Source organism: Stenotrophomonas sp. 17(2023), from assembly GCF_030345315.1.
In the GTDB taxonomy this organism is placed as follows: Bacteria; Pseudomonadota; Gammaproteobacteria; order Xanthomonadales; family Xanthomonadaceae; genus Stenotrophomonas; species Stenotrophomonas acidaminiphila.
Genome location: NZ_CP128405.1, coordinates 2,648,400 through 2,661,389 on the forward strand (window position 1 = coordinate 2,648,400; position 12,990 = coordinate 2,661,389).

The 12,990-nt window shown below is 70.2% G+C and carries 12 protein-coding genes; 10 read left to right on the plus strand and 2 right to left on the minus strand.

Annotated features, from left to right (window positions below; genetic code table 11):
* Nucleotides 1–104: 104 nt before the first annotated feature.
* From QQA12_RS11975 to QQA12_RS12020, 10 genes are all read left to right on the plus strand, one after another.
* Nucleotides 105–2,387 carry a TonB-dependent receptor gene (locus QQA12_RS11975; protein WP_226049419.1) on the plus strand — a complete coding sequence of 761 codons (2,283 nt, stop codon included), beginning with the start codon at nt 105–107 and terminating at the stop codon, nt 2,385–2,387.
* A gap of 90 nt (nt 2,388–2,477) precedes the next feature.
* Nucleotides 2,478–3,203, plus strand: coding sequence for a tetratricopeptide repeat protein (locus tag QQA12_RS11980; RefSeq protein WP_054667174.1), 726 nt, complete (start codon nt 2,478–2,480; stop codon nt 3,201–3,203).
* 9 nt (nt 3,204–3,212) lie between these two features.
* Complete coding sequence (locus QQA12_RS11985; RefSeq protein ID WP_054667175.1) at nt 3,213–3,890, plus strand: Fe2+-dependent dioxygenase; 678 nt, start codon at nt 3,213–3,215, stop codon at nt 3,888–3,890.
* Between the two features lie 148 nt (nt 3,891–4,038).
* Complete coding sequence (locus tag QQA12_RS11990) at nt 4,039–4,446, plus strand: hypothetical protein (RefSeq protein WP_226049420.1); 408 nt, start codon at nt 4,039–4,041, stop codon at nt 4,444–4,446.
* 117 nt (nt 4,447–4,563) lie between these two features.
* On the plus strand, nt 4,564–6,990 hold the full coding sequence (locus QQA12_RS11995) for a TonB-dependent receptor (protein ID WP_056931271.1): 2,427 nt from the start codon (nt 4,564–4,566) through the stop codon (nt 6,988–6,990).
* A 115-nt stretch (nt 6,991–7,105) separates the two neighbouring features.
* Nucleotides 7,106–7,750 carry a PepSY-associated TM helix domain-containing protein gene (locus QQA12_RS12000; RefSeq protein ID WP_226049421.1) on the plus strand — a complete coding sequence of 215 codons (645 nt, stop codon included), beginning with the start codon at nt 7,106–7,108 and terminating at the stop codon, nt 7,748–7,750.
* Between the two features lie 28 nt (nt 7,751–7,778).
* Nucleotides 7,779–8,297 (plus strand): DUF2271 domain-containing protein, encoded by a 519-nt coding sequence (locus tag QQA12_RS12005; protein ID WP_054667181.1) that lies wholly within the window; start codon nt 7,779–7,781, stop codon nt 8,295–8,297.
* A gap of 24 nt (nt 8,298–8,321) precedes the next feature.
* A complete protein-coding gene (locus tag QQA12_RS12010; RefSeq protein WP_226049422.1) occupies nt 8,322–9,176 on the plus strand; it encodes a DUF4198 domain-containing protein in 855 nt (284 codons plus the stop codon).
* A 115-nt stretch (nt 9,177–9,291) separates the two neighbouring features.
* Nucleotides 9,292–10,260 carry an FAD:protein FMN transferase gene (locus tag QQA12_RS12015; RefSeq protein ID WP_226049423.1) on the plus strand — a complete coding sequence of 323 codons (969 nt, stop codon included), beginning with the start codon at nt 9,292–9,294 and terminating at the stop codon, nt 10,258–10,260.
* A complete protein-coding gene (locus tag QQA12_RS12020) occupies nt 10,257–11,864 on the plus strand; it encodes a flavodoxin domain-containing protein (RefSeq protein ID WP_226049424.1) in 1,608 nt (535 codons plus the stop codon). The genes QQA12_RS12015 and QQA12_RS12020 overlap by 4 nt, the downstream gene beginning before the upstream one ends.
* A gap of 37 nt (nt 11,865–11,901) precedes the next feature.
* On the opposite strand, the gene QQA12_RS12025 is transcribed toward QQA12_RS12020, so the two are convergent.
* Entirely contained in the window at nt 11,902–12,288 is a 387-nt protein-coding gene (locus QQA12_RS12025; RefSeq protein ID WP_226049425.1) for a DUF1801 domain-containing protein, read from the minus strand.
* A 74-nt stretch (nt 12,289–12,362) separates the two neighbouring features.
* Nucleotides 12,363–12,962: a HutD family protein gene (locus tag QQA12_RS12030; protein WP_226049426.1), complete on the minus strand. Its 600-nt coding sequence runs from the start codon at nt 12,960–12,962 to the stop codon at nt 12,363–12,365.
* Nucleotides 12,963–12,990: the final 28 nt, after the last annotated feature.

The following is a 12,990-nucleotide window of genomic DNA, read 5'->3' on the forward strand; positions in this document are numbered from 1 at the left end:
GCCCGCCGGCCAACCCCGCTTCGCTGATCCGCTTCCCGGGCGTCCGCACTGCCGGCGCCTGCACTGCCGCTTTCGTCTTCACTTTTCCCCGGACATCGTCATCCATGAACCACATCAAGACCCGCAAGTACGCGCCGCGCGCCACCGTGCTGGCCACGGCCACCCTGGCCGCCGGCTTTTCCCCGCTGACCGCCCAGGCCGCGGACGCGGATGCCGGCGCCGTACAGGCCACCGACCTGGACAAGGTCCAGGTCCGCGGCAGCTGGTTCGCACCGTCCTCGCCCAAGTTCACCGCCGAGCTGCTGGACACCCCCAAGTCGGTGGCGGTCGTCACCGAGAAGACCCTCCAGGAAATCGGCGCCACCAACCTGGTGGACGCACTGCGCATGGTTCCCGGCATCACCTTCGGCGCCGGCGAGGGCGGCAACTCCACCGGTGACCGCCCGTTCCTGCGCGGCTTCGACGGCCAGAGCAACATGTTCGTGGACGGCCTGCGCGATGTCGGCACGCAGACCCGCGAGGTGTTCGACCTGGAGCAGCTGGAAGTGGTCAAGGGGCCAAGCTCGGCCTATGGCGGCCGCGATTCCGGCGGCGGCAGCATCAACCTGGTCAGCAAGACCCCGAAGCTGAAGAACGAGACCAGCGTCAGCATGGGCGTGGGCAGCGACCGTTACGCCCGCGGTACCGTGGACGCCAACTACGTGCTGGGCGATGGCATTGCCGCGCGCCTGAACCTGCTCAGGCACGCCGCCGACGTCCCCGGCCGCGACGCCGCCAATGTCAGCCGCTGGGGCATCGCCCCGTCGGTCGCGTTCGGCCTGAACGGTCCGCTGCAGGTGATCGCCAGCCATTACCACCTGGAAACCGACGACCTGCCCGACGCCGGCGGCTTCCCGTATGCCGACCCGGCCACCGGTACCACCACCGGCCGGCCGCTGGTGCCCGACCGCAACAACTACTACGGGCTGAAGGACCGCGACTTCCAGCGTACCCGCGCCGACATCAGCACCATCGATGCCAGCTACGACCTGGGCGGCCACAAGCTGCGCAACATCGCGCGCCTGGGCAACACCAGCAACGACTACCTGTGGACCCAGCCGGACGACAGCAAGAACAACCCCAACAAGTACGGCACCCTGTGGCGCCGCACCAACGACCGCGCCATCGACACCCGCACCTTCGCCGACCAGCTGAGCCTGACCGGCGCGTTCCGCACCGGCGCGCTGGCGCACAGCTACAGCGCCGGGGTCGAGTACAGCGAGGAGAAGAGCAGCAAGGGCCGCTACCTGATCGGCGGCGGCGGCACCAACAACGCCATCGACGGCACCCAGTCCTGCCCGACCACCGGCGCGGCGACCGGCTGGAACTGCACCGATTTCTACGCCCCCGACCCGAACGACCCGTGGGCCGCCAGCCACCCGGTCACCCGCAGCGACAAGGCGCTGGACATCCGCCAGACCACCCGCACCACCTCGGTGTACGCGTTCGACACCATCGAACTGAGCCCGCGCTGGCTGCTCAACCTCGGCCTGCGCTGGGACGACTACGATACCGAACAGGTCACCCCGGTCGCCGGCAAGGCGCCGACCGTGCTGGGCAACAGCGAGGCCTTCCTCAACTACCAGGCCGGCGTGGTGTTCAAGCCGACGGCCAACGGCAGCATCTATCTCTCCTATGGCACCTCGTCCACCCCGCCGGGCATGGACAGCGGTGAGGGCAACGATTCGATCAGTGCCGCGATCCAGAACCTGAAGCCGCAGGAGACGAAGAACTACGAACTGGGCACCAAGTGGGACCTGTTCGGCAACCGCCTGAACCTGACGGCAGCGCTGTTCCATACCGAGATGAACAATGCCCGCGTCGTGCTCGACAACGGCAGCACCCAGAACGCCGGCAGCAAGGCGATCAACGGCGTGGAGATCGGCGTCAACGGCCAGATCAGCGACCGCTGGAGCGTCGCCGGCGGCTACACCTGGATGGATTCGGAACTGAAGGACAACGGCTACGTCTGCTCGGTCCCCAGCCGCACCGGCTGCCCGGCCCCGGGCGTGTGGATCGTCTCGCCGAACAACGGCAACGTCTTCCCGAACACGCCCAGGCATGCCGCCACGCTGTGGACCACCTATGCGTTCCCGTTCGGCCTGACCATCGGCGGCGGCGCCAGCTATGTCGACAAGCAGTACGGCGATGCGGCCAACAGCAAGTGGATCCCGGCCTATACGCGCTGGGACGCGATGGCCAGCTACGCGATCCAGGACAACATCAGCCTGCAGCTCAACCTGCAGAACCTGACCGACAAGATCTACTTCACCAAGGCCTATGCCTCGCATTACGCGAGCATCGCGCCGGGGCGTTCGGCCACGCTGGCGCTCAACGTCAGGTTCTGATGCCCGCGCGCCGGGACGGTGGCCGGTTTCCCGCCGCCGTCTCCGGCGCATCGTTCCCCACGCCACTGCCAGGCTCGACCCAGGCCCGCGATGTCCACGCCCTCCCGCCCCCCGCTCGATGCCGACGCGCTGGCCGCGCGCCTGCGTTCCGATCCACAGGCGGCCTTCGCCGAAGTCCGCGATGCCGCCCTGCACGGACAGGTCGGCGCGCAGCTGCTGCTGGCGCAGATGTACATGGACGGCAAGGGGACCGCGCGCGACGCCGAGGCCGCGCTGCTGTGGTACGCCACCGCGGCCAACAACGGCGACGCGGTGGCGATGAACATGCTGGGGCGCTGCCACGAGCTGGGCCAGGGCACCGCCATCGACCTGGCGCTGGCCGCCGTGTGGTACCGCCGCGCGGCCGACGCCGGGCTGGACTGGGGCATGTACAACCACGCCAACCTGCTCGCCACCGGCCGCGGCGTGGCCCAGGACCGGCGCCAGGCGCTCGCGCTCTACACCCGTGCCGCCCACCTGGGCCACGCCAAATCGATGAACCTGCTGGCGCGCCACCTGGAAGACGGGCTGGAGACCGCGCGCGACCCGCAGGCGGCGCTGGCGTGGTACCGGCGCGCGGCCGAAGCCGGCGACTTCCGCGGACAGGCCAACTACGCCTCCATCGTGCTGCAGCAGGGCCGCATCGACGAAGCCCTGCACTGGCTGCGGCTCGCGCTCGCGCACGGCAGCCCCGCGTTCATGGCGCACATCGTCCCGCAACTGGCCGCATCGCCGCACCCGCGGGTACGCGCGCTGGTCGAACACCCCGCAGACTGAGGAACCCCCATGCTGCTGCATATCCCCAACGTGTTGACACCGGCGCAGGTCGCCGGATTCCGCGCCAGTCTCGACGCCGCGCAATGGACCGATGGCCGCCAGACGGTGGGCCACCTCGGTGCGCAGGCCAAGCGCAACGAGCAGTTGCCGGAGGATTCGCCGCTGCGGCGCGAACTGGGCGAAACCATCCTGCTGGCACTGGCCAGGCACCCGCTGTTCTTCAGCGCCGCCCTGCCGCTGAAGTACCTGCCGCCCCGTTTCAACCGCTACACCGGCGGCGGCACCTACGGCTTCCACGTCGACGGCGCGGTGATGAACCTGTCCCACGGCGAACAGCTGCGCTCGGACGTGTCGTGCACCCTGTTCCTCAACCCGCCGGACGAGTACGAAGGCGGCGAACTGGTCATCAGCGACACCTATGGCGAGCACGCGGTGAAGCTGCCGGCGGGCGACCTGGTGCTGTATCCCTCCAGCAGCCTGCACCAGGTGACGCCGGTCACCCGTGGTGCGCGGCTGGCGTCGTTCTTCTGGGTGCAGAGCATGGTCCGCGACGATGCGCGGCGACGGCTGCTGTTCGAGATGGATACGTCCATCGAAACCCTGCGCCAGGGCAACGCCGATGCCGGCGCGGTACTGCAGCTGACCGGCGTGTACCACAACCTGCTGCGGCAATGGGCCGAGGTCTGACACGACGGCGCGGTGGCCGGGTTGATCCGCGTCAACCCAGCTTCAAATGAAAGAAGTTCTTATTTGCATCAGATAACGAATCCCAACTACAATTGCATGACGACGCCGCCCGGTTGACCCGGCGGCACGCGCGCCAACCGGGGATTCGATGCACCACCTGCTCCAACACCGCTGCCTGCCCGCCCTTGCGCACCTGCGCAACGGCCTGCGTGCACCGCTGTGGGTGCTGATGGCACTGTGCCTGCTGCTGGGGCCTGCCGGCACCCAGCCGGCAGCGGCCGCGCGCCTGGCGGTGGCAGCGGCGGCAGGCGCGGGCGAAGAAGCGCCCGCGGGCGGATCGGCGGAGCAGGAAACACCCGCCAAACTGCGCCGCGTGACCACGCTGCAGGTGCCGCGCGCGGCCTGCCTGCGCGCTGCGTCCCCGCGCCCGGTGGCCCGCACCGTGGACATGGCCGCGTACCTCCAGCCTCTCCGGCCGGGCGCCTTGCCCGTACCGCCGACCGCCCTGCCCACCCACTGGCGGTCGCAGCGCAGCCAGGCGCCCCCTCCGCGCTGAGCCGTCGCCGCGCGGCCACGCCGCGCCTGTTCCGCCGCCCCATCCATTGCTGCCGTGGCGCCCGCGCGCCAGCGGCCCGCCGTGCCCCTTTTCCCGTTCCGTTCCCGAGGTCTTCCCATGGCTCTGCGCCATCGCTTCCGCGCGCCCGCCGCGCGCACTTCCCTCGCCCTCGCCCTGCTCGCCGCACTGCCGGCGCTGGCCCATGCCTCCGGCGCCCCCGCCCCGCAGCCGTCCACGCTGGACACCGTGGTGGTCACCGCGTCCGGCTTCGAGCAGAAGATCACCGCCGCACCGGCCAGCATCTCGGTGATCACCCACGAGGAGCTGTCCAGGCGTCCGTACATGACCCTGCTGGACGCGGTGCGTGACCTGGAAGGCGTGGATGTGGGCGAAACCCGCGACAAGACCGGCCAGGGCACCATCTCCATGCGCGGCATGGGCGCGGACTACACGCTGATCCTGGTCAACGGCCGCCGCCAGAACAACCACGGCGACATCTACCCGAACAACTTCGGCGGCAACCAGTTCAACCACATCCCGCCGCTGGACGCGATCGAGCGCATCGAAGTGATCCGCGGGCCGATGTCCACGCTGTATGGCGCCGACGCCATGGGCGGGGTGATCAACATCATCACCCGGCGCACCCTCGACAGCTGGCACGGCTCGGCCAGCATCGCCCGCACCGTCGAGACCGACGACGAGTTCGGCGACGACAGCACCGTGGACTTCTTCGTCACCGGGCCGCTGCTGCCCGGGGTGCTCAACCTGAGCGCACGCGGCAGCTGGTACGAGCGCAAGGCCTCCAACCCGACCTACGCGCCGGCCACCGATCCGGCCGGCGGCCTGCACACCCGCCCGCTGGGCTTCGGCAGCGGCGGCAAGACCGTGGACAACACCAACAAGGCCGGTGGCATCACCCTGGCCTGGATGCCGTCCGACAACCAGACCCTGTCGCTGGACTACGACACCTCGCGGCAAACCTACGACAACAAGATCAAGATCAACGACAGCGGCGTGGAGGAGTATCCCGTCGGTACCGTCGACAACATCAACAGTATCTGGCGCGCATCCAACTACTGCAGCGGCGCGACCGGCGCCAACGCCGCCGCCTGCCGCGCCAACGGCGGCACCTGGGCGCGCCGCGCCGACCCGCGGGTCGGCTACAGCGCGTCGCAGGCATTCACCCGCGATGCCTGGGCGCTGACCCACGAAGGCCAGTGGGATATCGGCAACAGTTTCGTCTCGCTGGCACGGGTGGCCACCAACAACGATGGCCGCACCCTGCCGTTCACCGTGGCCGAGCGCGAACGCCTGCTGGCGATGATCGACGGTACCGGCGCTTACGCCGGCATGGGCCTGGCCGAGCGCCGCGCCCTGGCCGAGTCCACCTTCCTGCCGCGCCCCAAGCGCACCCTGGAGAGCGCGCAGTACACCCTGGACGCCAAGCTCGACATTCCGTTCCAGGCCGCCGGCGAGCACACCCTGGTGGCCGGCACGCAGGTCATCCGCGGCGAACTGACCGACGGCGTGTTTGGCACCGAGAAGGGCACGCCCGGGCTGAAGCAGGAACACGACATGTACTCGCTGTTCGTCGAGGACAACTGGAAGGTGAGCGCGCCGCTGACCCTCACCGCGGGCCTGCGCTACGACGACCACAAGGTGTTCGGCGACCACCTGAGCCCGCGCCTGTACGGCGTCTATGCCCTGAACGAGCAGTGGACGATCAAGGGCGGCGTCAGCACCGGCTTCAAGACGCCCAGGACCACCGACCTGTATGACGGCGTCATCGGCTTCGGCGGCCAGGGCACGCTGCCGTTCTTCGGCAACCCGGACCTGAAGCCGGAAACCAGCACCAGCACCGAGCTGGCGGTGTACTGGCAGCACCCGCAGGGCCACAACTTCAACGCCACGCTGTTCCACAACCGCTTCGACGACAAGATCGACAGCCAGCCGTGCGGCGCCGGCCTGGCCCTGAGCTGCAGCAGCAGCGGCGAGTACGCCGAGCTGGGCTATTCGAGCAGCAGCCGCACGGTCAACATCGACGAAGTCGTGATCCAGGGGGCCGAGCTGGCCGGGCGCTGGGCGATCAGCGACGCCTTCGGCCTGCGCGCCAACTACACCTTCACCGACAGCGAGCAGAAGAGCGGCGCGGAGAAGGGGCTGCCGCTGGGCAACAGCGCCCGGCACATGGCCAATGCCACGTTCGACTGGCAGGCCAGCGACCGCCTGAGCCTGTTCCTGACAGCCGAGGCACGCTCCAGGCGCTACCGCGGCGTCAGCGCCGTCACCGGCAAGGAGCTGTACTACAAGGACTACACGGTGCTGCACCTGGGGGCGTCGTACGAGGCCACCGGCTGGCTGACCATCAACGCGCGCATCAACAACCTGCTCGACCGCGACTTCACCACGTACCAGACCTCGTTCAACGACCTCAACGGCAACGGCATCTACGGCGACGTGACCAACGAGGTGCTGTTCGAGGACGACTACAACAACAAGGACAAGGCGCGCAGCATCTGGATGAGCCTGAACGTACGCTTCTGATCCGCCCTGGCGGGTGGCGCCTGCTCCACCCGCCGGGCCGGGACACAGAGTGATACAAATTGCGAATCATTCTCATCAATGTTCTAATTCCATCTCTTTGCACCGCACCACACACGTGTCCACAGAACGCTCCCCCGCCGATCTCGTCCAGCACCAGGCCAGCCGCGGCTTCTGGCTGCGCACGCTGCACCAGTGGCACTGGATCAGCTCGGCGGTCTGCCTGATCGGCATGCTGCTGTTCGCGGCCACCGGCATCACCCTCAACCATGCCGCGAAGATCGAGGGCAAGCCCCAGGTCAGCAACCGCCAGCTGGAACTGCCGCCGCCGCTGCTGCAGGCGTTGGCCACGCAGGAAGACGGCAATGCGCCGCTGCCGGCGCGGGTCGCCGACTGGCTGGCGCGCGAACTGGACCTGGCCATCGGCGGGCGCACGGCCGAATGGTCGCCGCAGGAGGTCTACCTGTCGCTGCCCGGCCCCGGCAGCGACGCCTGGCTGAGCATCGACCGCGAGACCGGCGCGGTGGAGTTCGAACGGACCCGCCGCGGCTGGGTGTCGTACTTCAACGACCTGCACAAGGGCCGCAATGCCGGCGCCGGCTGGGGCTGGTTCATCGACCTGTTCGCGGTGGCCTGCCTGGTGTTCTGCATCACCGGCCTGTTCCTGCTGCACCTGCATGCGCGGCAACGGCGCATGACCTGGCCGCTGGTCGGGCTGGGCCTGCTGGTCCCGCTGCTGATCGCCCTGCTCCTCATCCACTGACACACGCTTCCCCTATCGGAGTCGCACCATGCGCGTCACCCTCACCATCGCCCTGAGCGGGCTGCTCGCCGCCACCCCGGCGGCCTACGCTGCAAGCCTGGACATCAACGTCGAGATCCCCAGGCTCAACGTGGCCGAGTACCACCGTCCCTACGTGGCGGTGTGGATCGAGGATGGCGGGCAGAAGTCCGTGGCCAACCTGTCGGTGTGGTACCAGCAGACCTCCAACGCCGAAGGCCATGGCACCAAGTGGCTGCCCGACCTGCGCCAGTGGTGGCGCAAGAGCGGCCGCACCCTGCAGGTGCCGGTGGACGGCGTGACCGGCCCGACCCGGCCGGCCGGCAAGCACGCGCTGGGCTTCAGTGACAGCCAGCCGCAGCTGCGCGCCCTGCCTGCCGGCCAGTACACCCTGGTGGTGGAAGCCGTGCGCGAAGTCGGTGGCCGCGAGCTGCTGAAGATTCCATTCGAGTGGAAGGGCAAGGCCGGCAACGGCAGCGCCCGGGGCCAGAGCGAGCTCGGCCTGGTCACCCTCGCCACCAAGCCCTGACGTTCCGGACAAGGAGAAACCCGCATGAAACGCACCACCCTGCTCGCCGCGCTGATCGCCGCCTCGCTCCCGTTCTCCGCCCTTGCCCACAAACAGTGGCTGCTGCCCTCGGCCACCGTCGTCGCCGGCAACGATGCCTGGGTGACGGTCGACGCCGCGGTGTCCAACCAGCTCTATTACCCCGACCACGTGGCGATGCGCCTGGACAACGTCAGCATCGCCGCGCCCGACGGCAGCACGCTGCCGCCGCAGAATCCGGCCACCGGCAAGTACCGCAGCGTGTTCGACGTGCCGCTGGCGCAGGAAGGCACCTACCGCATCGCCAACCTCAACCGTGGCCTGTCCGCACGCTGGGATACCCCGGAGAGCCTGGCCGCGGCCAAGGACAAGCCGGCGGCCGGCGGCATGGGCGGCGCCCGTGGCGGCTTCCTGCGCAACGCCACGGCCGAGGACCTGGCCACCAAGATCCCGAAGAACGCGCAGAACCTGCAGGTCACCGAAGGCATCGGCCGGGTGGAGACCTTCGTCACCAAGGGCAAGCCGAGCACCGTCGCGGCCACCGGCAAGGGCCTGGAACTGGTGCCGGTCACCCATCCCAACGACCTGTTCGCCGGCGAGGAAGCCACGTTCACGCTGGTGGTCGACGGCCAGCCCGCCAGTGGGCTGGAAGTGGAAATCGTGCGTGGCGCCACCCGCTACCGCAACGCGCAGGACGAGATCAAGGTGACCACCGGCGCCGACGGCAGCTTCAAGGTGACCTGGCCGGAGCCGGGCATGTACTGGCTGGAGACCTCGACCAGCGACGGCAAGACCAGCACGCCGCAGGCCAGGCAGCGCCGGCTGAGCTACGTCGCCACCCTGGAAGTGCTGCCGCAGTAAGGCGCTGGCACGTGGGGAGGAGCCGCCCGCGCCGCTCCTCCCGTTCCCGCCGGCCGCCGCGACAACGGTGGCCGCCTCCGACCTCCCCTGCTCCCCCGCATCCCTCCCCGACGCCATGTCATCGGACATCGCCGCACTCGGCGGCCACACCATGGGCACCACCTGGAGCGTCAAGCTGGTGGTGCCGCGCGACCGCGACCTGCATCCGCTGCATGCCGGCATCCAGGCGCAGCTCGACCGCGTGGTCGCGCAGATGAGCACCTGGGAGCCCGGCTCGGACATCAGCCGCTACAACCGTGCGCACAGCGGCCACTGGCAGGCGCTGCCGGACGACTTCTGGCGCGTGCTGCTGGCCGCGCATGCCGTGGCCGAGCGCAGCGACGGCGCCTTCGACCCTACCGTCGGCCCCCTGGTGGCGCTGTGGGGTTTCGGTGCCGACGCGCGGCACCGCGACCCGCCCGATGCCGCGCAGGTCGCCCGTGTCGCCGCGCACTGCGGCTGGCAGCGGCTGCAGCTGGACGCGCAGGCGCAGGCGCTGCTGCAGCCCGGCGGCCTGCAACTGGACCTGTCGGCGATCGCCAAGGGCTACGGCGTGGACGCGGTCAGCCGCTGGCTGCACGGCCAGGGCATCGAAGCGGCGCTGGTCGAGGTCGGCGGCGAACTGCATGGCCGTGGCCGCAAGCCGGACGGCCAGCCGTGGCGGGTACTGGTCGAATCGGCACCGGACGAGGATGCCGGCAGCGGGCAGCCGCCGCGCGTGCTGGCACTCGACGACCTGGCCGTGGCCACCTCCGGCGACCGCTGGCACCGCTATGAGCACGACGGGGTGAGCTACAGCCACACCCTCGACCCGCGCCGGCATGCGCCGGTGGCGCGCGCCGCCGCCGCGGTCACCGTGCTCCACCGCGAGGCGATGCTGGCCGACGCCTGGGCCACCGCATTGACGGTGATGGGCGCCGACCAGGGATGCGCTTTCGCCGATGCCCATGGCCTGGCCGCGCGCTTCCTCCAGCGCGGTACCGAAGGCCACGTGGAAACGCTGTCGCGCGGCTTCCGGCAACAGCTGGATGCGGGCAACGCATGAACCGCACGGACTCCATGCGCGTCATCGCCGGCAATGCCGCGGTCATCGCCGCGCTGCTGGCCATCGCCTGGCTGCTGCTGCGCCTGCACCTGGGTGAAGACGGCTGGCAGCCCACGCCGCTGCCGGCGCGGCGCTGGATCGCGCTGGCCGCGGTGCTCGGCTATGCGGCGTGGTGCGCGGCGCTGTGGTGGCGGGCACGCCCGCGCCAGGACGATACCGGCGAGGCCGGGCACCCCCCGCTGCTGGTGGTCTGGGCCAGCCAGACCGGCTTCGCCCGGCAATTGGCCGGGCATACCGCGCAGAGCCTGCGCGATGGCGGTTGCCGGGTGCGCCTGCGGGCGCTCGACCAGGTCGATGCGGCGCTGCTGGCCGGCACCCGCAAGGCGCTGTTCATCGCCAGCACCACCGGCGAAGGCGACCCGCCCGACCACGCGCTGGCCTTCCTCGGCCAGGTGATGCGGCAGGCACCGGCACTGCCGGAGCTGCAATACGCGGTGCTGGCCCTGGGCGACCGCAGCTACGCGGACTACTGCGCGTTCGGCCACCGCCTCGACGACTGGCTGCGCCGGCAGGGCGCGCAGCCGTTGTTCGATACGGTGGAAGTGGACAACGCCGATCCGGCCGCGCTGCGCCACTGGCAGCAGTTGCTCGCCCAGTTCGGCGACGGCAGCATCCAGGCCGACTGGAGCACGCCCGACTACCAGCCCTGGGTGCTGCAGGCGCGCACCCGCTCCAATCCCGGCAGCGTCGGCGGCCCGGTGTTCCAGCTGTGCCTGCAACCGGCCGACGGCGAGCTGCCCGCCTGGCAGGCCGGCGATATCGCCGAGATCGGTCCGCGGCATGCGCCGGCCACGGTCGAACAATGGATGCGCGCGCATGCGCTGGACACGCAGGCGACGCTGGCCGATGGCCGCCTGCTGCGCGAACGGCTGGCCACCGCCCGGCTGCCCGACACGCTCGACGGCAACGCGCCCGAGGCGATCGCGGCGGCGCTGCAGCCATTGCCGCACCGGGAATACTCCATCGCCTCGCTGCCATCGGAAAACCACCTGCGGCTGCTGCTGCGACGGCAGTCGCATCCGGACGGCACCCCGGGCCTGGCCAGTGGCTGGCTGTGCGACCACGCCGCCATCGGCGCGCGCATCGACCTGCGCCTGCGCTCCAACCCCAACTTCCACCCGCCGGCCGGCGACGCGCCGCTGGTGCTGATCGGCAACGGCACCGGCATCGCCGGCCTGCGCGCGCACCTGCGCGCACGCATCGACGCCGGCGCGCGGCGCAACTGGCTGCTGTTCGGAGAACGCAACCGCGCGCACGATTTCCACTTCGGCGAAGAGCTGGAACAGTGGCGCCGCGATGGCTGGATCGAACACCTGGATGCCGTGTTCAGCCGCGATGGCGGCCCCCACCGCTACGTGCAGGACGCACTGGCCGCGCAGGCGGCGCGGTTGCGGCGCTGGGTCGACGACGGCGCCACCGTGCTGGTCTGCGGCAGCCTGCAGGGCATGGCACCGGCGGTGGACGCGGTGATCGCGCAGGCGCTGGGAAGCCAGTGCAAGGAACAACTGGTGATGCAGCGGCGCTACCGCCGCGACGTGTACTGACGGCACCGGGCTGGCGGCGGCAGGCGCGCGCCCTGCTTCACCCCAGCTGCGCCATCCATTGCCGGAGCAGCGCCGTCACCGCGGCGCGGCGGCTGTCCAGTTCGGCGACGGTGCGGAATTCAAGCAACGCACGGTCCGGACCGAGCCAGGTGAGCAGGCCGTCGGGATCGGCGATGGCCGCCGCCGGCAGGCTGCGTGGCCTGGCCCCAAGGTGCAGGACCAGGCGCACCGCGTCGGGCCTGCGCAGCTGCATCGTGGCGAAGTGCCCGGTGGTGCGGAAGCTCGGCGCGTTCCACTTGATCTCGTCGCTGATCGCCGGGTCCAGCGCCAGCAGCAGCGTGCGCAGCGCGCGTATCAGCGGCAGCAGCGGGTGATCGAGCGCATCGATGAAGGCATCGACGTCCTTGCGCGTGGTTCCGCCCATCATCGCTCCCGGTCGCGCCGCCAGGCCCCATCATCGACCGGCACACGCGCCCCTGTCGATGCGTCGCCAGCGCCTCAGGCGACGTCCGCGGCCGGCGTCACCCGTATCGCCAGCAGCTCGCCACCACCGTGCAGCGCGTGGCGCCGGCGCTCGCCCGCGCCCAGCCAGGCGGTATCGCCGGCCTCCAGCGGCGGCAGCATCGGGTCCTCGAATGCCGCCTGCCCGGCCAGCAGGTGGATCGCCCACGCCGCCTGCGGTTCGCAGAAGAACAGCATGCTGCCGACCAGCGGCCGGTGCAGCAGTTCGGCGTGCAGGTCGTCACGGCGCCACATCAGGTTGAAATCGCGGCTCGGGCCATCGACCAGTTCGCCGGTCAGTTCATCCTCGCCGGCAAAGCGCAGCCGCTGGTAGGGCGGCAACAGGGTTTCGCAGCGGCCATCGGCGAAGCGCAGGCGCAGGCCCTCGCCCTCCAGCAGCACCAGTTCGCGTTCGATGCCGGCGAACGCCGAGAACGCCGCGTCGCGCTCGATCTCGGCGATGGACAGGCGCAGCTGCCACTGCCCATGTTCCGGCAGGCGCAGGATTTCGCGGGTCCAGCCCAGGCCGTTGCGCCACCGCTCGCGGTGGTAGTCGGCGGCCGGGATCACCCGGGAAGGTGTCGTCAGGATATCCATCGGCGCATGATGCCACGCCGCCCGCCAT